The sequence below is a fragment of the Pseudomonas sp. HN2 genome (assembly GCF_020736465.1).
In the GTDB taxonomy this organism is placed as follows: Bacteria; Pseudomonadota; Gammaproteobacteria; order Pseudomonadales; family Pseudomonadaceae; genus Aquipseudomonas; species Aquipseudomonas moraviensis_A.
On sequence record NZ_CP085885.1, the window covers coordinates 417,615 to 438,386 of the forward strand.

Annotated in this window: 22 protein-coding genes and 1 pseudogene; 6 read left to right on the forward strand and 17 right to left on the reverse strand. The window is 60.8% G+C overall.

Features of this window, described 5'->3' with window-relative positions; translation table 11 throughout:
* Positions 1–177: 177 nt before the first annotated feature.
* The 3 genes from LIS66_RS01820 to LIS66_RS01830 all read left to right on the forward strand — a co-directional run bounded on the left by LIS66_RS01820 (position 178) and on the right by LIS66_RS01830 (position 2,845).
* Entirely contained in the window at positions 178–975 is a 798-nt protein-coding gene (locus LIS66_RS01820; protein ID WP_039756640.1) for a transporter substrate-binding domain-containing protein, read from the forward strand.
* A gap of 183 nt (positions 976–1,158) precedes the next feature.
* A complete protein-coding gene (locus tag LIS66_RS01825; protein WP_080902497.1) occupies positions 1,159–2,118 on the forward strand; it encodes an amino acid ABC transporter permease in 960 nt (319 codons plus the stop codon).
* Positions 2,111–2,845, forward strand: coding sequence for an amino acid ABC transporter ATP-binding protein (locus tag LIS66_RS01830; RefSeq protein WP_042608674.1), 735 nt, complete (start codon positions 2,111–2,113; stop codon positions 2,843–2,845). The genes LIS66_RS01825 and LIS66_RS01830 overlap by 8 nt, the downstream gene beginning before the upstream one ends.
* Before the next feature lie 94 nt (positions 2,846–2,939).
* On the opposite strand, the gene LIS66_RS27855 is transcribed toward LIS66_RS01830, so the two are convergent.
* The 11 genes and pseudogenes from LIS66_RS27855 to ubiE form a co-directional block, all read right to left on the reverse strand.
* Positions 2,940–3,812: a methyl-accepting chemotaxis protein gene (locus LIS66_RS27855; RefSeq protein WP_370695128.1), complete on the reverse strand. Its 873-nt coding sequence runs from the start codon at positions 3,810–3,812 to the stop codon at positions 2,940–2,942.
* A 30-nt stretch (positions 3,813–3,842) separates the two neighbouring features.
* Positions 3,843–4,856: pseudogene (locus LIS66_RS27860) on the reverse strand (methyl-accepting chemotaxis protein); the annotation flags it as partial.
* 236 nt (positions 4,857–5,092) lie between these two features.
* Positions 5,093–5,800, reverse strand: coding sequence for a 16S rRNA (uracil(1498)-N(3))-methyltransferase (locus LIS66_RS01840; RefSeq protein WP_227973490.1), 708 nt, complete (start codon positions 5,798–5,800; stop codon positions 5,093–5,095).
* On the reverse strand, positions 5,797–6,588 hold the full coding sequence (gene tatC / locus LIS66_RS01845; protein ID WP_016772075.1) for a twin-arginine translocase subunit TatC: 792 nt from the start codon (positions 6,586–6,588) through the stop codon (positions 5,797–5,799). Before tatC ends, LIS66_RS01840 begins: the two co-directional genes overlap by 4 nt.
* A complete protein-coding gene (gene tatB, locus LIS66_RS01850) occupies positions 6,585–7,043 on the reverse strand; it encodes a Sec-independent protein translocase protein TatB (RefSeq protein ID WP_227973491.1) in 459 nt (152 codons plus the stop codon). The genes tatC and tatB overlap by 4 nt, the downstream gene beginning before the upstream one ends.
* A gap of 10 nt (positions 7,044–7,053) precedes the next feature.
* A complete protein-coding gene (locus tag LIS66_RS01855) occupies positions 7,054–7,335 on the reverse strand; it encodes a twin-arginine translocase TatA/TatE family subunit (RefSeq protein WP_039756649.1) in 282 nt (93 codons plus the stop codon).
* Between the two features lie 25 nt (positions 7,336–7,360).
* Positions 7,361–7,693: a phosphoribosyl-ATP diphosphatase gene (locus LIS66_RS01860; protein ID WP_007909355.1), complete on the reverse strand. Its 333-nt coding sequence runs from the start codon at positions 7,691–7,693 to the stop codon at positions 7,361–7,363.
* Positions 7,686–8,087, reverse strand: coding sequence for a phosphoribosyl-AMP cyclohydrolase (gene hisI, locus LIS66_RS01865; RefSeq protein WP_007899278.1), 402 nt, complete (start codon positions 8,085–8,087; stop codon positions 7,686–7,688). Before hisI ends, LIS66_RS01860 begins: the two co-directional genes overlap by 8 nt.
* A 120-nt stretch (positions 8,088–8,207) precedes the next feature.
* Positions 8,208–9,812, reverse strand: coding sequence for a ubiquinone biosynthesis regulatory protein kinase UbiB (gene ubiB / locus LIS66_RS01870; RefSeq protein ID WP_064363295.1), 1,605 nt, complete (start codon positions 9,810–9,812; stop codon positions 8,208–8,210).
* Positions 9,809–10,432, reverse strand: a complete 624-nt coding sequence (locus LIS66_RS01875; RefSeq protein WP_227973492.1) for a ubiquinone biosynthesis accessory factor UbiJ — start codon at positions 10,430–10,432, stop codon at positions 9,809–9,811. Before LIS66_RS01875 ends, ubiB begins: the two co-directional genes overlap by 4 nt.
* Complete coding sequence (gene ubiE, locus LIS66_RS01880; protein ID WP_039756654.1) at positions 10,432–11,202, reverse strand: bifunctional demethylmenaquinone methyltransferase/2-methoxy-6-polyprenyl-1,4-benzoquinol methylase UbiE; 771 nt, start codon at positions 11,200–11,202, stop codon at positions 10,432–10,434. Before ubiE ends, LIS66_RS01875 begins: the two co-directional genes overlap by 1 nt.
* Before the next feature lie 154 nt (positions 11,203–11,356).
* Between ubiE and LIS66_RS01885 the strand changes: the two genes are divergently transcribed.
* From LIS66_RS01885 to LIS66_RS01895, 3 genes are all read left to right on the forward strand, one after another.
* Positions 11,357–11,632, forward strand: a complete 276-nt coding sequence (locus tag LIS66_RS01885; protein ID WP_042608680.1) for a polyhydroxyalkanoic acid system family protein — start codon at positions 11,357–11,359, stop codon at positions 11,630–11,632.
* 216 nt (positions 11,633–11,848) lie between these two features.
* Positions 11,849–12,271 (forward strand): phasin family protein, encoded by a 423-nt coding sequence (locus LIS66_RS01890; RefSeq protein ID WP_227973493.1) that lies wholly within the window; start codon positions 11,849–11,851, stop codon positions 12,269–12,271.
* Positions 12,272–12,281: 10 nt separating this feature from the next.
* Positions 12,282–13,199, forward strand: coding sequence for a phasin family protein (locus tag LIS66_RS01895; RefSeq protein ID WP_227973494.1), 918 nt, complete (start codon positions 12,282–12,284; stop codon positions 13,197–13,199).
* Between the two features lie 254 nt (positions 13,200–13,453).
* Here the strand turns inward: LIS66_RS01895 and LIS66_RS01900 are convergent, their stop codons facing one another.
* From LIS66_RS01900 to hslU, 6 genes are all read right to left on the reverse strand, one after another.
* Complete coding sequence (locus LIS66_RS01900; protein WP_042608683.1) at positions 13,454–14,074, reverse strand: TetR/AcrR family transcriptional regulator; 621 nt, start codon at positions 14,072–14,074, stop codon at positions 13,454–13,456.
* Positions 14,075–14,104: 30 nt separating this feature from the next.
* Positions 14,105–15,787, reverse strand: a complete 1,683-nt coding sequence (gene phaC / locus LIS66_RS01905; protein ID WP_042608684.1) for a class II poly(R)-hydroxyalkanoic acid synthase — start codon at positions 15,785–15,787, stop codon at positions 14,105–14,107.
* Positions 15,788–15,927: 140 nt separating this feature from the next.
* Positions 15,928–16,782 (reverse strand): poly(3-hydroxyalkanoate) depolymerase, encoded by an 855-nt coding sequence (phaZ, locus tag LIS66_RS01910; RefSeq protein ID WP_016772063.1) that lies wholly within the window; start codon positions 16,780–16,782, stop codon positions 15,928–15,930.
* A 150-nt stretch (positions 16,783–16,932) separates the two neighbouring features.
* Positions 16,933–18,612, reverse strand: a complete 1,680-nt coding sequence (gene phaC / locus LIS66_RS01915; RefSeq protein WP_039756663.1) for a class II poly(R)-hydroxyalkanoic acid synthase — start codon at positions 18,610–18,612, stop codon at positions 16,933–16,935.
* A gap of 257 nt (positions 18,613–18,869) precedes the next feature.
* Complete coding sequence (locus LIS66_RS01920) at positions 18,870–19,247, reverse strand: gamma-butyrobetaine hydroxylase-like domain-containing protein (protein ID WP_133337328.1); 378 nt, start codon at positions 19,245–19,247, stop codon at positions 18,870–18,872.
* Positions 19,248–19,400: 153 nt separating this feature from the next.
* Positions 19,401–20,738 carry an ATP-dependent protease ATPase subunit HslU gene (gene hslU / locus LIS66_RS01925; protein WP_016772060.1) on the reverse strand — a complete coding sequence of 446 codons (1,338 nt, stop codon included), beginning with the start codon at positions 20,736–20,738 and terminating at the stop codon, positions 19,401–19,403.
* Positions 20,739–20,772: the final 34 nt, after the last annotated feature.

The window sequence follows — 20,772 nt, forward strand, 5'->3', positions numbered from 1 at the left end:
TTGGGGGAGAGGGTTGGGGTGAGGGGGTAGCTCTTGATTGTTAAACAAATCGTCCATTAAACCTTGTGCAAAAAAACGAGTGCGTTAGCATCCGTCCCCGAATTGGCGCACCCGGGCTTTTTTGCCTGTGACTGTTGGTTTTCGCGCCGCACACGCAATGGTTTTGGGGACTTGAAGATGAAGAAGTATCTGTCGATGCTGCTGGTCGGCGTCACGGCACTGGTTGCAGTCAATGCGGCGCAGGCCGGCGCTATCGATGACGCGGTCAAGCGCGGCTCGCTGAAAGTCGGCATGGACCCGACCTACATGCCGTTCGAGATGACCAACAAACGCGGCGAAATCATCGGTTTCGAAGTCGATATCCTCAAAGCCATGACCAAGGCCATGGGCGTCAAGCTCGAGCTGGTCTCGACCGGTTACGACGGCATCATCCCGGCGCTGATGACCGACAAGTTCGACATGATCGGCAGCGGCATGACCCTGACCCAGGAGCGCAATCTGCGCCTGAACTTCAGCGATCCGTTCATCGTCGTCGGCCAGACCCTGCTGATCCGCAAGGAGCTGGAAGGCACCATCAAGTCCTACAAAGACCTGAACACCGCCGACTACCGCATCACCTCCAAGCTCGGCACCACCGGCGAAATGGTCGCCAGGAAACTGATCTCCAAAGCCAAGTACCACGGCTACGACAACGAGCAGGAGGCTGTGCTCGACGTGGTCAATGGCAAGGCTGACGCCTTCATCTACGACGCGCCGTACAACGTCGTTGCCCTGAACAAAGTGGGTGCCGGCAAGCTGGTGTTCCTCGACAAGCCGTTCACCTACGAGCCGCTGGCCTTCGGTCTGAAGAAGGGCGACTTCGACAGCCTCAACTTCATCAACAACTTCCTGCACCAGATCCACGAAGACGGCACCTACGATCGCATCCATGACAAGTGGTTCAAGAGCACCGAGTGGCTCAAGGACATGGAATAAGCCCGGTCACCTGTGGCGAGGGAGCTTGCTCCCGCTCGGCTGCGAAGCAGTCGTAAACCCGTTGACTGGTTTTGCCCGACGTTGCGCGGTGGCTGATTTCAGGGCCGCTTCGCAACCCAGCGGGAGCAAGCTCCCTCGCCACAGAGGCAGCGGGCACCCTGATCGTTATGGATTTAGCTCTTGATGAAACAGAAAAAAGCCCAATGGCCCTGGCACGTCCTCACCGTGCTGGTGCTGGTCGGCCTGGCGGGCGCGTTGTATTACGCGACGTCGCTGATGTCCTACGAATGGCGCTGGAATCGCGTGCCGCAGTACTTCGCTTATCAAGCTGAAGAAACCCAGCGCGCCGCGGATATTTCCACCGTCACCGAACTGGTGCGCAAGGGCGGCAGTGCCGAGGTCACTCTGCGCAACGACGCCGGTGACGAGCAGAAGCTGACCGTCGACGAGAACAGCCTGCAATTCGCACAGGGCGACGATGTTGCCGAAGGCGATGTCGTCGGCGTGACCCGGCACTGGGCGGCAGGGCCGCTGTTGTGGGGCCTGTGGACGACGTTGTGGCTGTCGCTGGTATCCGGCGTGCTCGGCTTGCTGATCGGACTGGTCACTGGCCTGTGTCGGCTGTCGAGCAACCCGACCCTGCGCGACCTGTCGACGATTTACGTCGAACTGGTTCGTGGCACGCCGCTGTTGGTGCAGATTTTCATTTTCTACTTCTTCATCGGCACGGTGATGAACCTGTCCCGCGAGTTCGCCGGGATCGCTGCGTTGTCGCTGTTCACCGGCGCTTACGTGGCGGAGATCATCCGTTCCGGCGTGCAATCGATTGCCCGTGGTCAGAACGAGGCGGCGCGCTCGCTCGGCCTGAGCGCCGGCCAGTCGATGCGTCACGTGGTCCTGCCGCAGGCGTTCAAGCGGGTGCTGCCGCCGCTGGCCGGGCAGTTCATCAGTCTGGTCAAGGACACGTCGCTGGTGTCGGTGATCGCCATCACCGAGCTGCTGAAAAGCGGTCGGGAAGTCATCACCACGTCATTTTCGCCGTTCGAAATCCTGTTCTGCGTCGCCGGTCTGTACCTGTTGATCAACCTGCCGCTGTCGAAAATCGCCAGTCGGCTTGAGCGGAGGCTCGCGCAAAGTGATTGAAGTCCGCGATCTGGTAAAAGTCTTCGACACCCGTGGGCAAGTGGTGCGCGCGGTGGACAACGTCAGCACCACGGTGGCCAAGGGCGAAGTGCTGGTGGTGATCGGCCCGTCCGGTTCCGGCAAGTCGACCTTCCTGCGTTGCCTCAATGGTCTGGAAGAGTTCGATTCCGGCTCGGTGAGCATCGACGGCCTGCAACTGGCCGACGCGAAAACCGACGTCAATGCTTACCGCCGCGAAGTCGGCATGGTCTTCCAGCATTTCAACCTGTTCCCGCACATGACCGTGCTGGAAAACCTCTGTCTGGCGCAGAAAGTCGTGCGCAAGCGCGGCAAGAAAGAACGCGAAGCCAAGGCCATGGCGTTGCTGGAAAAGGTCGGCATTGCGCAGAAGGCCCACGAGTTTCCGTCACGCCTGTCCGGCGGTCAGCAGCAACGGGTGGCGATTGCCCGGGCGCTGGCGATGGAGCCGAAAGTCATGCTGTTCGACGAGCCGACCTCGGCCCTCGACCCGGAAATGGTCGGCGAAGTGCTCGACGTGATGAAAAACCTGGCGGTAGAGGGCATGACCATGGTCTGCGTCACCCATGAGATGGGCTTCGCCCGGGAAGTGGCGGATCGGGTGCTGTTCTTCGATCACGGCAAATTGCTCGAAGATGCAGCGCCGGCGGAGTTCTTCGATGCACCGAAGGATCCGCGGGCTCAGGCCTTTCTAAGACAGGTTCTTTAACGGCAAAAAAGATCGCAGCCTTCGGCAGCTCCTACAGGGTTTTGTGTACACCTGTAGGAGCTGCCGAAGGCTGCGATCTTTTGTTTTTGGGCTGTTAAACCTTGAAGCGGCCCACCAGCATCTGCAGATGCGTGCCCAGCCGCGCCAGCTCAACGCTGGAGGCCGCTGTCTCTTCACTCGCCGCCGAGGTCTGATCCGACACATCGCGCACGTTCAGCACGCTGCGGTTGATCTCTTCGGCCACGGCGCTCTGCTGCTCGGCGGCTGCGGCGATCTGCTGGTTCATTGCCTGAATCGCCGAGACGGTGCGGGTGATGCTTTCCAGTGAGCCACCGGCACGCCGGGTCAGTTCGACGCTGCTGTCGGTGAGGCTGCGGCTGTTGTCCATGATCGTCGCCACTTGCTGAGTGCCGTTTTGCAGGCCGACGATCAGCTCTTCGATCTCTTCCGTGGACTTCTGCGTGCGCTGGGCAAGGCTGCGCACTTCGTCGGCAACCACCGCGAAACCACGACCCGCTTCACCGGCGCGTGCGGCCTCGATGGCGGCGTTGAGCGCCAGCAGGTTGGTTTGCTGGGCCACCGACTTGATCACGTCGAGCACGCTGCCGATCTTGTCGCTTTCGCGCTTGAGCTCGCCCATGGCTTCGGTGGAATGCCCGACCTCGATCGCCAGGCGCTCGATCTGCGCGATGGCTTCGCCGACCACCTTGTCGCCCTCACGGGCCTGTTGGTCGGCGGCGACAGCGGCTTCCGAAGCTTCTTCAGCGTTGCGCGCGACTTCCTGCACGGTGGCGGCCATTTCGTTCATGGCGGTGGCGACCTGATCGGTCTCGACCTTCTGATTGTTGACCCCGGCGCTGGTCTGCTCGGTCACGGCCGAGAGTTCTTCGGCGGCGCTGGCGATCTGCGTGACGCCGTCGCTGATGCCACCGATCAATTCGCGCAGGCCCTGAGTCATGCTTTGCATCGAGCGCTGCAACTGGCCGAGTTCGTCGCGACGCAGGGAGACCAGATTGTGAGTCAGGTCGCCGGCCGCCACGCGTTCGGCCACTTTCAGGGTCTGGGTCAGCGGAATGATGATTTGCCGAGTGATGATCCACGCTGCCAGCAGACCGAACACCAGCGCCAGCACGGTGGCGATCAGCAGCATGTTCTTGGCGTGGGCAGCGTCAGTGTCGCGCACCACGGTTTGCGATTCGGTGAGTTTCTTGCTGAGCGCCATGAGGATGTCGCCCTGAGCCGCCATGTTCGCCAGTGCGGCAGTGTTTTTCACCTGCGAGTCACGGAACTGAGCCACGGCTGCACGATAAGCCTTGAGCGAGTCGGTGGCTTGCTGCAGGTTGGCGATGTGCTGCTCCGGCACGCGGGTCGGCAGGCTTTCGAGGTTTTTCAGGGCGTTGTCGATGGCGGTCAGCGCCGGTTGCTCGGCGTCGGCCTTGCCGCTGTAGGTGTAGCCGCGCACTTGATAGCGCGCTTGCTGGAGCAATTTGCTCAGCTCGATCACCGCGTTGTACTGCGCGACGCTGTCGCCCTGCAGCAGTGCACTTTCGACTTCGCCGACCCTGGCCACGGCATTGTCGGCGTTGGCGCCCAGCTTGCTGCGCGCATCTTCACGCTGCACGGTGGCCTGGGTCATTTCGCCGAAGGCGCGTTTGTATTCGGCAACCGCAGCCAATTGCTGGTCGACCATCGCCACATCGGACGGCTGCTCGATCATGCCGCGTGCCGATTGCAGACCGCTTTCGAGTTTGTTGAGGAATTCGTTGACCGCGCCCGGGCCCTGTTCGCCACGGCGCATGTCGTAGTCCATGCGCGCCAGGCGCAGGTCTTTGGTCAGCTCATTGAGGCTCGAGATGAAGCCGAGCTTGTCGCCGCGGCTGATGATGCCGCTCATGCCGGTCCAGCCGGTGAAAGTGATCAACAGCGTCAGTAACAGCACCAGGCCGAAACCGATGCCCAGCTTGCGTTTGACGCTGACGTTTCCAAGACTCTCGGCTAACCAACGGTACATGCGACCACTCCCTTCGGACCACTAAAATTGGACTTATAGGGGCTGTATCGGCTGGCTGATGGCAATCTGTAACGCCACTTGTCCGTGGTTGTCGCGATTCTGTGGCGAGGGAGCTTGCTCCCGCTCGACGGCGCAGCCGTCGTAACATCGGCAAGTGCGTTGCTCGTGAGAGAAAGAGCGATGGCCGCTTCGCGCCCAAGCGGGAGCAAGCTCCCTCGCCACAAAAGTTGCTTGGATTAGAACAGGCGCGCGAGCAGTGCGGTGACGGCGGTTTCGACGCGCAGGATGCGCTCGCCCAGTTGCACCGGTTGCAGGCCGGACTTGGCCAGCAGTTCGATTTCGTAGGGAATCCAGCCACCCTCGGGGCCGATGGCCAATGTCACCGGTTCGCTGAGGGCGCGGGGGCAGGGCGGGTAGTTGCCGGGATGGCCGACCAGACCGAGGGTGCCGTCGGTGATTGCCGGCAGTCGATCTTCAACGAAAGGCTTGAAGCGCTTCTCGATGACGATCTCGGGCAACGCCGTATCGCGGGCCTGTTCGAGGCCAAGAATCAATTGCTCACGAATCGCTTCCGGCTCCAGAAACGGTGTCTGCCAGAAGCTTTTCTCCACGCGGTAACTGTTGACCAGAATCACCTTGGCCACGCCCATGGTCGCAACGGTCTGGAACACCCGGCGAAGCATTTTCGGCCGGGGCAGGGCCAGTACCAGGGTCAGCGGCAGCTTGGCCGGCGGAGGCTGATCGAGGCTGACACGCAGTTCCGCTTCGCCCGCCTCCAGGCGCAGCAACTCGGCCGAACCCATCAGCCCGTTGATGCGCCCGACACGCAGGCTGTCGCCCACTTCCGAGCGATGGACTTCCTGCATATGGGTCAGGCGGCGATCGCGCAGGACCACGCGGTCCGCCGCAATGAAATCGGCCTCTTCGAGCAGCAGCAGGTTCATGCCTGGGTCGCTGGCGGCTGATCGTTGTGATCGTCGGCCGGCGTTTCATCCGGGCGTTCGCGCTTGCTGACCAGCGCGCCGAAGAGGATGCCGATCTCGAACAGCATCCACATCGGCACGGCCAGCAGGGTCTGCGAGAAGATGTCCGGCGGCGTCAGGATCATCCCGACCACGAAGCAGCCGATGATCACGTACGGACGGATCTTCTTCAGGTATTTGACGTCGACCACGCCGATCCACACCAGCAGCACCACGGCCACCGGAATCTCGAACGCCACGCCGAAGGCGAAGAACAGCGTCATGACGAAATCGAGGTAGCTGGCGATGTCGGTCATCATTTCCACGCCGGCCGGGGTGGCGGCGGCGAAGAACTTGAAGATCAGCGGAAAGACGAAGTAATAGGCGAACGCCATGCCGATGTAGAACAGCAGGATGCTAGAGATCAGCAGCGGTACCGCAACGCGTTTTTCATGCTTGTACAGGCCTGGCGCAATAAAGCCCCAGATCTGGTGCAGGATCACCGGAATCGCAAGAAACAGCGAAACCATCATCGTCAGCTTCAGCGGCGTCAGGAATGGCGACGACACGTCGGTGGCGATCATCGTCGCGCCGACCGGCAGGTACTGGCGCAGCGGCGTCGAGACGAAGGTGTAGATCTGCTGGGTAAAGGCGAACAGCCCGGCAAAGATAATGAAGATCGCCGCCACGCAACGCAGCAGGCGGGTGCGCAACTCGGTGAGGTGCGAAACCAGCGGCATGTGCTGGTCGTTTTCCGGAAGATCGCTCATGGGGCTCGCGGCGGCAAAGTGGTGTCGTGAGGCGCAGGTGTAGTCGGCGCGGCGGTGGGAGCTACGTGTTCAACCAATGTGTCCGCGGCAACCGGCGCCGGTGCTGGCGGTGTTACAACCGGTGCAGGTGCAGGTGCAGGTGCAGTCGGAGCGGAAGCGCTGTGAATTGTCTGCTCGCCCACAGGCTCTACCGGCGTCGGCTCCTGCTGGTTCGGATTGAAAATCTTCCGCGCCTCCTGCTCCAGCGACAGAATATGTTCGTTGTGCAGTTGCCGACGGATCTCGTCGGCACCGATCTCACGTTCAACTTCCTGCTTGATCGCGTTGAAGCTGCGCTTCAGGCGGCCGACCCACAGACCGGCGGTGCGCGCAGCGCCCGGCAGACGCTCGGGGCCAAGCACCAGCAGGGCAACGAGGCCGACGAGCAGCAGTTCAGAGAAGCTGATACCAAACATTATTCAGTGCTCACACGTCTTTGCGGATCGGCTCTTCGACTTTCTGCGCCTGCACGTCGATGGTGTGCGGCGGGTTGGCCTGGGCGGTGGTTTGCGGCTGCACCGGTGGCACTGGCTGCGCCGGCGGGGTCACGTTCGGCTCGGTCGGTTTTTCGTCGTCATTCATGGCTTTGCGGAAGCCCTTGATTGATTCACCAACGTCAGTACCGAGGTTTTTCAGTTTCTTGGTACCGAACACCAGCACCACGACAATCAGAATGACGACCCAGTGTTTCCAGTCAAAAATGCCCATGTGGCGATTCCTCTCTAAAAATTGTTCAGGCGGACGGACGCGAGGCTTTCTCGACGTGTCCGGACAGGCCGAAGCGACGGTCCAGTTCATCCAGCACGGCCTGCGGATGCTGCCCCAGTTGGGCGAGCATGACCATGCTGTGGAACCACAGGTCGGCGGTCTCGTAGATCACATCACTGCAATCGCCGCTGATCGCGGCATCCTTGGCGGCAATAATGGTTTCGACCGACTCTTCGCCGACTTTCTCCAGAATCTTGTTCAGCCCCTTGTGATACAGGCTGGCGACATACGAACTGTCGGCGGCTGCACCTTTGCGCTCTTCGAGCACTTCAGCCAGACGGGTCAGGGTGTCACTCATGTGTGTGTCCTGCGGAGTAGATGGCATGCGGGTCTTTCAGAACCGGGTCGACCGTTTTCCAGTCGCCGTTTTCGAAGACTCGGTAAAAGCAGCTTTGACGGCCGGTGTGGCAGGCGATGTCGCCGATCTGTTCAACCATCAGGATGATCACGTCGGCGTCACAGTCCAGACGCATTTCATGCAGAGTCTGCACATGGCCGGACTCTTCGCCCTTGCGCCACAGCTTGCCACGGGAACGTGACCAGTAGATTGCACGATTCTCCGCTGCGGTCAGTTCCAGCGCTTCGCGGTTCATCCAGGCCATCATCAATACGCGCCCGGTCTTGTGATCCTGAGCGATCGCCGGCACCAGGCCGTCAGCGTCCCACTTGATCTCGTCCAGCCAGTTTTTCATCTTCAGTTCCTGAAAAGCAGCTTCGAGTTTCAAGCTTCAAGCTGCAAGTAAAAGCAGGTTGCGGTGTACCTGTGTCGTCAAGCTTGCAGCTCGCAGCTTATAACTTGCAGCCGATTCGTGCTATCGGCGAACGACCAGATACAAGCCGACCGCCACCATGATCCCCGCGGGCCAGTGCGCCCAATCGGTCAGCGGGCCACCAGCGGCGAGGGTCGCGCCGCCGGCCAGATGTGCGCAGCCGAGCAGGCGCAGGAACCAGTCGTCCTTGCGTTTGTGCCACGGCGGCGGCGGGTCTTTGGCATGGGGTTGCGACATGCGCTCGAGCAGGTCGCGGGCCATGTTCGACAGGTGCGGAATCTGCTCCAGCTGGCTCTGCACGTTGCCCAGCAAGGCTTTCGGGCTGACGCGCTCGCGCATCCAGCGCTCGAGAAACGGCTGCGCGGTGTTCCACAGATCCAGATCCGGATACAGCTGGCGACCGAGGCCTTCGATGTTCAGCAGAGTCTTCTGCAACAGCACCAGTTGGGGCTGCACCTCCATGTTGAAGCGGCGCGCGGTCTGGAACAGGCGCATCAGCACCTGGCCAAATGAAATATCTTTTAACGGTTTTTCGAAGATCGGTTCGCAGACGGTACGGATCGCCGCTTCGAATTCATTGAGTTTGGTTTCCGCCGGCACCCAGCCCGAGTCGATGTGCAACTGCGCGACACGGCGGTAGTCACGCTTGAAGAAGGCGAACAGATTGCGCGCCAGATAATCCTGGTCTTCCGGGGTCAGGCTGCCGACGATGCCGCAGTCGATCGCAATGTACTGCGGGCTCCACGGGTTGACGGTGCTGACGAAGATGTTGCCCGGGTGCATGTCGGCGTGGAAGAAACTGTCGCGGAACACTTGCGTGAAGAAGATCTCCACACCGCGCTCGGCGAGCATTTTCATGTCGGTGCGCTGGTCGGCGAGGGTCGCCAGGTCAGTGACCTGAATCCCGTAGATGCGCTCCATCACCAGCACTTTCGGCCGGCACCAGTCCCAGTAGACTTGCGGCACGTACAGCAGCTGCGAGCCCTCGAAGTTGCGGCGCAACTGGCTGGCGTTGGCCGCCTCGCGCAACAGGTCGAGTTCGTCGTAAATGGTTTTTTCGTAATCCTGCACCACGTCGACCGGGTGCAGCAGGCGCGCGTCAGCGGAGAATTTCTCGGCAGCGCGGGCGAGGATGAACAGCCACGCCAGATCTTGGGCAATCACCGGTTTCAGGCCAGGGCGAATGACCTTGACCACCACTTCTTCGCCGCTTTTGAGCTGCGCCGCATGCACCTGCGCCACCGAGGCCGAGGCCAGCGGTTCAACGTCGAAACGGCTGAACACTTCGCTGATTTTCTTGCCCAGCTGTTCTTCGATCAGCTTGATCGACACCTGCGAATCGAACGGCGGCACGCGATCCTGCAAGAGCATCAGCTCATCGGCGATGTCTTCCGGCAACAGGTCGCGACGGGTCGAAAGGATCTGCCCGAACTTGATGAAGATCGGCCCCAGATCCTGCAACGCCAGACGCAAGCGCGCGCCACGGTTGAGCTCCAGCGGCTTGCGCGGCAGCCAGCGCCACGGCAGCAGAAAGCGCACGGCCAGGAGAAACCACGGCAGCGGAAGATCGAACAGCAGGTCATCGAGGCGGTAGCGGATCACGACGCGCTGGATGCGCAACAGACGGCGGACGGCAAGCAGCTTCATGCGTTATCGCTTGGGTCGAGGGATCGGGAAAGGCGCTCGAAACGCGCCTCGAGTCGTTCCAGATCAAGTTTGATCCGGTCCAGTTCGCTGAACCGCGCTTCGGCTTCGCGTTGCCCGACGAGGGTGCGCGATTCTTCGGCGAGGTATTCGGCAAGATTCTGGTTGAGGCTGGCAAATCCTTGTTGATACCAGCGCGCGCGGCTGCGCAGATGACCACCGAGCAACTGCGTGGCGACCGGACCGAGCCAGCGCGAGAGTTCGTACTCCCAGTCCAGCTCGAGGTCTTGCAGCACGCCGGCCAGCTCCAGCAACACGCCGCTGTCGCCTTCGAGCTCGACTTCCGGAGCGTGCAGCACGGCGGTCTTGTCTTTGCTCAGGGCCAGTTTCACCAGGCTCGAGGCCGGTGCGCGCAATGTGCAATCGACGTCCGCCGCCCACTGTGAAGCCAGCATCAGGCCTTCGTCGCTGGGCAGAATGAACAGTTGCAGGGCCGGGCTGCGGCAATCGACGGCAATCACCTTGCCGGTCAGATGCGCCAGGCGCGGCAGCGCCGTGCTGTCGAGACGCAGCACCCGGTTGAGGCCGAGTTCGACGCTGGCGAGCAGCCCGGTCAGCAACATCAGGGCTTGATGCCGCGGTGCAGGGCGACGATACCTGCGGTCATGTTGTGATAGGTCACGCGGTCGAAGCCGGCTTCGACCATCATCGACTTCAGGGTTTCCTGATTCGGGTGCATGCGGATCGATTCGGCCAGGTAGCGGTAGCTTTCCGAGTCATTGGTGATCAGCTTGCCCATCAGCGGCATGAAGGCGAACGAGTAGGCGTCGTAGGCTTTGGACATCAGCGCATTGGTCGGCTTGGAGAACTCCAGCACCAGCAGGCGTCCGCCGGGCTTGAGCACGCGCAGCATCGAACGCAGCGCGTCCTCTTTGTGCGTCACGTTGCGCAGGCCGAAGGCGATGGTTACGCAGTCGAAATGGTTGTCCGGGAACGGCAGCTTTTCTGCGTCGGCCTGGACGAATTCGACATTGCCGGCAACGCCGAGGTCGAGCAGGCGATCACGGCCGACCTTGAGCATCGATTCGTTGATGTCGGCCAACACCACTTGGCCAGTCGGGCCGACGAGGTGCGAGAACTTGCGGGTCAGGTCGCCGGTGCCGCCGGCGATGTCGAGCACGCGGTTGCCGCTGCGCACGCCGGAAAGCTCGATCGCGAAACGCTTCCACAGGCGGTGCATGCCGCCCGACAGAAGGTCGTTCATCAGGTCGTATTTCGCGGCTACGGAATGGAAAACCTCAGCGACTTTTTCCGCTTTCTGGCTTTCCGGAACGTTTTTGAAGCCGAAGTGAGTGGTGGGTTCGGCATCGCTGCCTTTGCGCTGATCAGTCATATCGCTGTCACCAAAAGAGAATGCGCGACATTCTAATCCCCAAGCCATGCTTTGTCTTGGAATGGCTAAAGGTAAGATGGGCAACCTTCGGGACGATTTGCCGCAGATGCGGTCAAGATTCCACGTCAGCCATTCAATCATCAGGAGTCATTCCATGGCCAAAATCAGTGTTGAGCGCGCCCACACCCTGGGCAAGGAAGCCGCCCGCGAGAAGGCCGACAAACTGGCCAGGAAACTCAATGAACAATACGGCCTGGAGCCGCAGTGGTCAGGCGACACCCTGAACCTCAAGCGCTCGGGCGTGAAAGGCGCAGTGCATGTGGCGGACGATTCGATCAGGGTCGACGTCGAGCTGGGCCTGATGATGTCGGCCATGAGCGGCATGATCAAAGCCGAGATCGAAAAAGCCCTCGACAAAGCCCTGGCCTGAAACACGATCCCCTGTAGGAGTGAGCCTGCTCGCGATAGCGGTCTGTCAGTCACAGATAATTTGACTGACAGACCGCTATCGCGAGCAGGCTCACTCCTACATTTGTTCTGGTGCGCCCACTGGTTAGGGTGCCCTTTCTAATTTTTCTACCTACTTTGTGCCTGAGCCCGACACTCGTCCGGCAGTTCCTCAAACCTTCTGCGCGTGAGGTGCACCATGGCCAAAGTCATTTTGAAGAAAAAAATCGACGCTCCGACTTCCACTCTGAGCGACGTCAAATCCTATGCCCGCAAGATCTGGCTGGCAGGCTTGGGCGCCTATACCAAGGTCGGCCAGGAGGGCAGCGAGTACTTCCAGGAACTCGTCGCCGCTGGTCAAACTGTTGAAAAGAAAGGCAAAAAAGCCGTCAGCGAAAAACTCCTCGCGGCCAACGCCGAGATCGATGATGCGGCCATTCAGGTCAGCTCGTTCAAGGGTCGTGTTGAAGTTCAGCTGGACAAGGTCGAGAAGGCCTTCGACAACCGTGTGGCCAGCGCCTTGAATCGGATCGGCATTCCGTCTAAACATGACGTTGAGGCACTCTCTGCTAAGCTCGATGAGCTGACGGCATTGCTCGAACGCGTCGCGCGAAAATCTTAAGGAGAACGGGATGGCTGGCAAAAAGAACACCGATAAAGAAAGCAGCTCGTGGGTCGGGAAGGTCGAGTCCTACTCCCGCAAGATCTGGCTGGCTGGTTTAGGCGTGTACTCGAAGATCGACACTGACGGCAGCAAACTCTTCGATGCATTGGTCAAAGACGGCGAGAAAGCCGAGAAGCTCACCAAGACAGCAGTCGGCAAGAAAGTCGAGGGCTCGACCTCCTCGGCGAAGTCGCGCATCAGCGGCGTGAAAGACCGCGCACTGGGCAAATGGGACGAGCTGGAAGGCGCGTTCGACAAGCGCCTGAACAGCGCGATTTCGCGCCTGGGTGTGCCGAGCCGCAATGAGGTCAAGGCGCTCAACGCCAAGGTCGATACGCTGACCAGGCAGATCGAGAAACTCACCGGTCTGAAGGCTCAGCCCGTAGCGGCGAAAACCGCGGCGGCGAAACCGGCTAGCAAAACTGCGGCGGCCAAACCTGCAACGAAAACCGCAGCCAAGCCACTGACCAAAGCGGCGGCAAAACCTGCTGCGAAAGCTGCGGCCAAGCCGGCCGCGAAAACGGCAGCCGCCAAGCCTGCGGCCAAAGCGGCCGCCAAACCGGTTGCCGCCAAAGCCCCTGCCAAACCGGCAACCAAGGCGGCAGCAAAACCTGCGGCTAAAACTGCAGCGAAACCAGCGGCCAAGCCAGCAGCGAAGACCGCTGCCGCCAAACCTGCTGCGAAGCCTGCGGCCAAACCGGCTGCGGCGAAAAAGCCTGCAGTGAAAAAACCGGCCGCGCCGAAAGCCGCTGCACCGAAACCGGCCGCCGCGCCATCGACGGCTCCAACAGCTCCGGCCAACGCGGCAAATTCCGCTGCGGCACCCACGGCAGCAGCTACCCCGACTGCAGCATCGACTCCGTCGACGCCATCCAGTCAGTCCTGATTTCAGGGCAAATCAAAAACGCCCGGCCTGTGAAGGTCGGGCGTTTTTGTTTGTGCATTCCAAGCGGCCCCTCACCCCAGCCCTCTCCCCTAGGAGAGGGAGCCGACCGAGGTGTCCTGCGTCATACATCGACCTGAAAAAATCGAGTCGATTATGGATTCGAAAAAGCTCGCTCAGGTCGGCGTAGCTCTCGAACATCCCCCAATCAATCCCCTCTCCCTCTGGGAGAGGGATAGGGTGAGGGGCTTTTCAGGTCAGTCGTGATCCTCAAGGTATTGCAGCGCCATCCGCTCTGTCGCCACCTTCACCGGCGGCAGCAGATGCGGCGCCACCAGCATCATGATCTGATAAACCACCAACCGAACCTCACCCTCACGATCGAGGATCCGCTGGTAATCCAGTGAGAACAGCAACGTCATGGTCACCTGCTCCACCAGTTGCCCCAGCGCCTGGGTATCGCTGACCAGTTGCCCGGCAGCCTTCAACCGCGCCAGCAGCGACGCCAGCGTCCTCTTCAACGCGTTAAGCAGGTTGCGAATGCCCTTGGCCAGTTTCGGCAGGCGTCCGGCGAGGTTCGACAGGTCCTGGAACAGGAACCGGTATTGCGCCAGCCTCTCGACGATCAAATGCAGAAACAGCCAGTAATCCTCCGGTGCCAGTTCCACCTCCGGCGGTGGGTCGAGCAGTGGCGCGAGTTCATGCTGGAAGCGCTCGAACAGACCGAGAATCAGCGGTTCCTTGCCGTGGAAGTGGTAGTAGAGGTTGCCGGGGCTGATCCCCATTTCGTTGGCCACTTCCATGGTGGACACGTTCGGCTCGCCCTTTTCGTTGAACAGTTGCAGCGCACATTCGAGAATCCGGTCGCGGGTTTTCATCCAGTCTTCTTAGAAAAATTCGGTTGAGCGTCAACGCACATGCACGTAGGTGCCGGGTGCCGCTTCCATCGGTGGATAATTCGGGCTGCCGAGGGTGGTACGGGTCTCGTGCAGCGCGCCGGAGCGCTGCGCGACCCACTCCAGCCACTGCGGCCACCAACTGCCCTCGACATGTCTGGCGTCGTAGTACCAGGCGCGCGGGTCGCTGCTCAGTCTGGCGTTTTCGACGTAGGCAGCTTTCGGATTGCTCGGCGGGTTGAGGATGCTTTGCACGTGGCCGCTGTTGGACAGCACGAAGCGCCGCTCGCCACCGAGCAGCAGGGTCGAGCGGTACACCGCGTCCCATGGCGTGATGTGGTCGTTCATGCCGGCGACGCTGAAGCTGTCGACGTTGACCTTCTGCAGATCGATCGGCGTGCCGCACACCTCGAGACCGCCCGCGTGGGTCAGCGGGTTGTGCTTGAAGAAGTCCAGCAGATCACCGTGCAACGCCGCGGGCAGGCGCGTGTTGTCGTTGTTCCAGTAGAGGATGTCGAAGGCTGGCGGCTCTTTGCCCAGCAGGTAGTTGTTGACGAAGTAGCTCCAGATCAAATCGTTGGGGCGCATCCAGGCGAAGACCCTGGCCATGTCGCGACCGTCGAGCACGCCCCTCTGATACGAGCGACGCTTGGCTGCTTCCAGTGTTTGTTCATCGGCGAACAGCGTGGCCGGGGTGTCGATCTGGCTGTCGAGCAGGCTGACCAGATACGTCGCGCTGGCGACCCGACGCAGTTGCCGTTTGGCCTGCAGATGGCCTTGCAGGGCGGCGATGGTCAGGCCGCCGGCGCAGGCGCCCATCAGGTTAACTTCGCGCGCGCCGGTAATCGCCCGGCAGATGTTCATCGCTTCTTCGACCGCTTCGACGTAACTCGACAGGCCCCACTCGCGATGGCGCACATCGGGGTTGCGCCAGCTGATCATGAAAGTCTGCAGGCTGTTTTTCAGGGCGTACTGGACGAAGCTGTTCTGCGGGCTCAGATCGAAGATGTAGTACTTGTTGATTTGCGGCGGCACCACCAGCAACGGCTTGGCGTACTGCTTTTCGCTCATCGATTTGTACTGGATCAACTCGAACATTTCGTTGCGGAATACCACCGATCCTGTGGTGGTCGCTACGGTTTTGCCGACCTCGAACGCCTGCCTGGTCACTTGTCGTGGCAGGCCGTCGTTGTGCAGCAGATCATCGAACAGGTGGCTGAGACCGCGCACCAGACTCTGCCCGCCGGAGTTGAACAGCTCCTTGACCGCCAGCGGATTGAGCAGCGTATTGGAAGGCGCCACCGCGTCATTGAGCAGGGTGAAAGCGAAGTGCGCACGGGCGCGATCTTCGGGACTCATGTCGCCTTCGTCGATCCAGCTCTTGACCTGTTTCTGCCAGGCCAGATACGCCTGCAGGCTGCGCCGATAGAACGGGTTGAGGCTCCACGCCGGATCGGCGAAGCGGCTGTCTTGCGGATTGGTCGGATGCAGGGTTTCGCCGAGCAGAACGCGGCCCAGTTGTCCGCCCAATGTCAACGCGTGCCTCGCGCTGTGCAACGGATTGCGCAAGCCGTGGGCGGCGACGCTGCGCAGGGTCGACAGCAGATCCCTGCCACGCAGGCCGGCGATCGCGCTTTGGGCGTTGATAAACACGGCGGGGCTGGGCACCACGCCCGTCGCTGGTTTTTCGCGCATGACTCAACACTCCTTCGTCTTCAGGGCAAAAACACACTCACCGAACCAGAACACCATAGACGCTGTTGCCGGTTGCTGCCTGCGCGGCGTCCTGCCGCGCGCTTGATATTAAAAGTGCTGCATAAAGCCTGCCGCCGCCATCAGCCGCCCAGCGGTGTCGGATGCGGGTGCATGACCGCGCGCAGACGCTCCTCCTCGAGAAACTTCATGATGATCGGCGCCACCGCTTCGGCGCGGGTGATCAGGAACAGATGGCCGTCATCGATGATGTGCAACTGCGCGTTGGGAATGCGCCAGGCAAGCATGCGCATGTTGATCAGCGGGATCAGCGGATCGTCATCGCCGGCCAGTACCAGCGTCGGCTGATGGATCTTGTGCAGCCAGTGAATGCTGGTCCAGCCGAGGCCGGCGAACAGCTGCCAGTAGTAACCGAGCTTGCCCGCCGAACGCACTTTCGCCGCATGGCTGGCAGCCAGCGTCGGGTCGCGGCGGAACGAGCCGCCGTAGATCATCGGCGCGATGCGAATCACATGGGACGGCTGAATGTAGCGGCGCGGGCTGGCCATCATCCACAGCACTTTAGGTTTGCCCGGCACCATCACCGCACCGGCAGCGGTGGCCGCCAGCACCAGTTTCTTGCAGCGCTCGGGGTAGTCGTAGGCAAACTGCTGCGCCAGGGCGCCGCCCCACGACACGCCGATCACATTGACCTGACCGTAGTCGAGATAATCGAGCATCCGCGCCGTCAGTTTCGCCAGACCGGGAAAGCGATATGGCCGGTTCGGTGTCGACGAACCGCCGACCCCGGGCACGTCGAAGGCAATCACTTCCAGATCCGGGTCCAGCGCCGCGACGAACGGAAACACCAGTTCCAGGTTGGCGCCGATGCCGTTGAAAATCAGCAGAGGCGTCAAATGGGGCTTGCCGGGGCGCACCGCTGTGCGGAGGGTCTGGCCATCCAGATCGACGGTGCGGAATATGAACGGTTGCGGCATGCGTGAGGCCCTGTAGATTTCAAGTCCACCCGTATCCAGTAGGAGCTGACGAGTGAAACGAGGCTGCGATCTTTTGATCTTTTACGACGACATCAAGAGATCGCAGCCTCGTTTCACTCGACAGCTCCTACAGCGTCCGGGGGGTGTCAGTTACCGTTCGTGAACATAAGTGCCCGGCGAAGCCTCGCCCGCCGGATACGCCTTGTTGCCCAGTTTCGTCGGGGCCTTTTTCAGGTTGCCTGAGCGCTCGGCCAGCCATGCCTGCCAGTACAGCCACCAGGAATCGGTGTGCTTGGTCGAGTTTTCCTGCCAGTCATCGGCAGTCGCGGCCATTTCTTCGCCGGTCATATAGCGCGACTTCGGATTGCCCGGCGGGTTGAGGATGCTCTGGATATGGCCGCTGCTCGACAGCACGAATTCAACTTTTCCGCCGAACAGCTGCGCCGACTTGTAGCAGGACTTCCACGGGGTGATGTGGTCGTTGGTCCCGGCCAGCGAGAAAATGTCGGCGGTCACCTGCTTGAGGTCGATCGGCGTGCCGCACACTTCCAGTGCATTGGGGCGGATCAGTGGATTGTTTTTGAACATCTCGATCAGGTCGCCGTGGAATGCGGCGGGCAAGCGCGTGGTGTCGTTGTTCCAGAACAGGATGTCGAACACTGGCGGCTCATTGCCGAGCAGGTAATTGTTGACCCAGTAATTCCAGATCAGGTCGTTGGGACGCATCCAGGCGAAGACCTTGGCCATGTCTTTGCCTTCAAGCACGCCGGCCTGATAGGAGTGGCGCTTGGCGGTCTCGAGGGTCTGCTCATCAACGAACAGGGCGACATCGCTGTCCAGGGTGGTGTCGAGCACGCTCACCAGCAGGGTGAGGGCGTTGACCTTGTTCTGACCAAGCGCGGCGTAGTGGCCGAGCAGGGCGGTGCAGGTGATGCCGCCGGAGCAGGCACCGAGCATGTTGACATCTTTGCTGCCGGTGATTGCGGTGACCACGTCCACCGCTTCCTTCAGCGCTTCGATGTAGGTCGACAAACCCCATTCGCGCTGGGCCTTGGTCGGATTGCGCCAACTGATGATGAAGGTCGGCACGTTGTTGCGCAGGCAGAAACGCGCCAGGCTCTTGTCCGGGCTCAAATCGAAAACATAGAACTTGTTGATCTGCGGTGGCACCACCAGCAACGGGCGCTCGTGGACCTGCTCGGTGATCGGCCGGTACTGGATCAGCTCCAGCACGTCGTTGCGAAACACCACGGCGCCTTCGGTGACGCCGAGGCTCTTGCCGACCTCGAACGCACCCATGTTGACCTGGCTCGGCATGCCGCCGTTGTGCACCAGATCCTTGGCCAGATGCGAGAGGCCATCGAGCAGGCTCTTGCCGCCGGTTTCGAAGAAGCGTTTGACCGCTGCCGGGTTGGCCGCCGTATTGGTCGGGGCCATGGCTTCGGTCATCAGGTTGATGACGAAGTGCCCGCGAGCGATGTCTTTCGGTGACAGGCTGCTGTCGTCGATCCAGGCATGCAGTTCCTTGCGCCAGGCCAGGTAGGTTTGCAGATAGCGTTTGTACAGCGGGTTCTGGCTCCACGCCGGGTCGGCAAAACGGCGGTCATCGCCGGCCGGTTGCAGGGCGGATTTGCCCAGCAGCACGTTCTTCAGTTCGAGGCCGAAATGGGTCACGTGCCTGACGCTGTGAATCGGTTGTCTGATGGCCTGTTTCAGCACCATTCGAGCAGAGGCCAGCAGATCCTTTCCGCGCAGCCCGACGACGGGGTTAAGTCCCAGGGTGTTTTCCGAGGCTTGGTACTTCAGGTCATCGTTATTCTTGTCACTCATCTACGACGCTCCATTGTCCTGAGACGAGTACCCGGTCTTGCGCTGTCGCTTCCACAGCCAATGCCGGGTACTACTGCTCGGGTGACCGTTGATTCTGCATGGCTGCTTTACAGTCGTAGAGCACTGCAGGGAACTTGCCAGCTCCATTGGTTACCCGAGTTTAATTTTTTTCGCAAGCGGCCCATCCTGGGCTGCGTGAGCGGAGCATTCAAACAGATGAAGTTAGAAAATGCCCTCTAAAGAGCAAGAGCCACGGGCTAGAGCATCAGCTTGACGAACGACTCGTTCGGATCGCGGGATTTTCCGGCAGCGCGCAACTCGGCGAGATAATCGTCCCAGAGTTCGTTCTGGCGTTTGCCGAGTTCGTAGAGGTATTCCCAGGTGAACAGGCCACTGTCGTGACCGTCGTCGAAGGTCAGTTTCAGTGCATAGTTGCCGGCCGGCTCCAGCTTGCTCAAACCAACATTGAGCTTGCCGAATTGCAGGATCGGTTTGCCGTGGCCCTGGACCTCGGCGGAGGGGGAGTGCACACGCAGAAACTCGGCGGGCAGGGTGAATTCCTCGCCGGACGCATAAGTGAGCGTCAGGGTTTTCGAGGCTTTGTGCAGTTTGATGTCGGTGGGGATTCGATTCATGGGCTGGCGTCCGATGTGTGGGCGACCCTGATTCAAATGTGGGAGCGAGCCTGCTCGCGAAAGCGGTGGGTCAGACGGCATTGATACCGCCTGACACGACCTCTTCGCGAGCAGGCTCGCTCCCACAGGGTCCGCTATCGCTGTAAGTATGGCTTACAGGATATAACGGGACAGATCTTCGTTCTGCGCCAATTCGCCGAGGTGGCTGTTGACGTAGTCGGCGTCGATCAGGATCGCCTTGTCATCGTGGGCGCTGGCCAGATCACCGGCGCTGAATGACACCTCTTCAAGCAGGCGCTCAAGCAGCGTGTGCAGTCGCCGGGCACCGATGTTCTCGGTCTTCTCGTTGACCTGCCAGGCGATCTCCGCCAGACGCTTGATGCCCTCGGGCTGGAACTGGATGTTCAGGCCTTCGGTTTTCAGCAGCGCGCAGTATTGTTCGGTGAGCGAAGCATGCGGTTCGCTGAGGATGCGCTCGAAATCTTCCGGGCTCAGCGCCTTGAGTTCGACGCGAATCGGCAGACGGCCTTGCAGCTCCGGCACCAGATCGCTCGGCTTGCTCAGGTGGAACGCGCCGGAGGCGATGAACAGGATGTGGTCGGTCTTGACCATACCCAGTTTGGTGTTGACGGTGCAGCCTTCGATCAGCGGCAGCAGGTCGCGCTGTACGCCTTCGCGGGAGACATCGGCGCCGCCGACATTGCCGCGCTTGGCGACCTTGTCGATTTCGTCGATGAACACGATGCCGTGCTGCTCGACCGCTTCCAGCGCCTTGGCCTTCAGCTCTTCTTCGTTGACCAGACGCCCGGCTTCTTCATCGCGCACCAGTTTCAGCGCTTCCTTGACCTTGAGCTTGCGCGACTTCTTCTTGCCCTTGCCCATGTTGGCAAACAGCGATTGCAGCTGGTTGGTCATCTCTTCCATGCCCGGCGGCGTGGCGATTTCGATGCCGGAAACTTCGGCCACTTCGATCTCGATTTCCTTGTCGTCCAACTGGCCTTCGCGCAGGCGCTTGCGGAACAGCTGACGCGTGTTGGAATCAGAGCTCGGCGCTTCTTCGTTGCTGAAGCCCATGCGTGCCGGCGGCAGCAACGCGTCGAGGATACGATCCTCGGCAGCGTCTTCGGCGCGGTGGCGTACGCGGGTCATTTCCTGCTCGCGGAGCATCTTGATCGCAGCGTCAGCCAGATCACGGATGATCGACTCGACGTCACGGCCGACATAACCGACTTCGGTGAATTTGGTCGCTTCGACCTTGATGAACGGCGCATTGGCCAGTTTTGCCAGGCGACGGGCGATCTCGGTTTTACCGACACCGGTCGGGCCGATCATCAGGATGTTCTTCGGGGTCACCTCAACGCGCAGCTCTTCAGGCAGCTGCATGCGGCGCCAGCGGTTGCGCAGGGCAATCGCGACGGCGCGCTTGGCATCGTCCTGGCCGATGATATGGCGGTTGAGTTCGTGGACGATTTCGCGGGGAGTCATGGACATAATAATTGACGGTCCTCAAGCAGAAACAAGCCGT

Excerpts from the sequence above, each read along its gene's own strand:
- LIS66_RS01875 (WP_227973492.1), bottom strand. The coding sequence starts at position 10,432 with ATGTTGCTGACCGGGCTGCTCGCCAGCGTCGAACTCGGCCTCAACCGG.
- ubiE (WP_039756654.1), bottom strand. The coding sequence starts at position 11,202 with ATGACTGATCAGCGCAAAGGCAGCGATGCCGAACCCACCACTCACTTC.
- LIS66_RS01860 (WP_007909355.1), bottom strand. The coding sequence starts at position 7,693 with ATGAGTGACACCCTGACCCGTCTGGCTGAAGTGCTCGAAGAGCGCAAA.
- LIS66_RS01920 (WP_133337328.1), bottom strand. The coding sequence starts at position 19,247 with ATGAATCGAATCCCCACCGACATCAAACTGCACAAAGCCTCGAAAACC.
- LIS66_RS01895 (WP_227973494.1), top strand. The coding sequence starts at position 12,282 with ATGGCTGGCAAAAAGAACACCGATAAAGAAAGCAGCTCGTGGGTCGGG.
- phaC (WP_039756663.1), bottom strand. The coding sequence starts at position 18,612 with ATGAGTGACAAGAATAACGATGACCTGAAGTACCAAGCCTCGGAAAAC.
- LIS66_RS01890 (WP_227973493.1), top strand. The coding sequence starts at position 11,849 with ATGGCCAAAGTCATTTTGAAGAAAAAAATCGACGCTCCGACTTCCACT.
- LIS66_RS01855 (WP_039756649.1), bottom strand. The coding sequence starts at position 7,335 with ATGGGCATTTTTGACTGGAAACACTGGGTCGTCATTCTGATTGTCGTG.
- LIS66_RS01900 (WP_042608683.1), bottom strand. The coding sequence starts at position 14,074 with ATGAAAACCCGCGACCGGATTCTCGAATGTGCGCTGCAACTGTTCAAC.
- LIS66_RS01885 (WP_042608680.1), top strand. The coding sequence starts at position 11,357 with ATGGCCAAAATCAGTGTTGAGCGCGCCCACACCCTGGGCAAGGAAGCC.
- LIS66_RS01840 (WP_227973490.1), bottom strand. The coding sequence starts at position 5,800 with ATGAACCTGCTGCTGCTCGAAGAGGCCGATTTCATTGCGGCGGACCGC.
- tatB (WP_227973491.1), bottom strand. The coding sequence starts at position 7,043 with ATGTTTGGTATCAGCTTCTCTGAACTGCTGCTCGTCGGCCTCGTTGCC.
- phaC (WP_042608684.1), bottom strand. The coding sequence starts at position 15,787 with ATGCGCGAAAAACCAGCGACGGGCGTGGTGCCCAGCCCCGCCGTGTTT.
- LIS66_RS27855 (WP_370695128.1), bottom strand. The coding sequence starts at position 3,812 with ATGCAAAGCATGACTCAGGGCCTGCGCGAATTGATCGGTGGCATCAGC.
- LIS66_RS01820 (WP_039756640.1), top strand. The coding sequence starts at position 178 with ATGAAGAAGTATCTGTCGATGCTGCTGGTCGGCGTCACGGCACTGGTT.
- LIS66_RS01825 (WP_080902497.1), top strand. The coding sequence starts at position 1,159 with ATGAAACAGAAAAAAGCCCAATGGCCCTGGCACGTCCTCACCGTGCTG.
- ubiB (WP_064363295.1), bottom strand. The coding sequence starts at position 9,812 with ATGAAGCTGCTTGCCGTCCGCCGTCTGTTGCGCATCCAGCGCGTCGTG.
- hslU (WP_016772060.1), bottom strand. The coding sequence starts at position 20,738 with ATGTCCATGACTCCCCGCGAAATCGTCCACGAACTCAACCGCCATATC.
- tatC (WP_016772075.1), bottom strand. The coding sequence starts at position 6,588 with ATGAGCGATCTTCCGGAAAACGACCAGCACATGCCGCTGGTTTCGCAC.
- hisI (WP_007899278.1), bottom strand. The coding sequence starts at position 8,087 with ATGAAAAACTGGCTGGACGAGATCAAGTGGGACGCTGACGGCCTGGTG.
- phaZ (WP_016772063.1), bottom strand. The coding sequence starts at position 16,782 with ATGCCGCAACCGTTCATATTCCGCACCGTCGATCTGGATGGCCAGACC.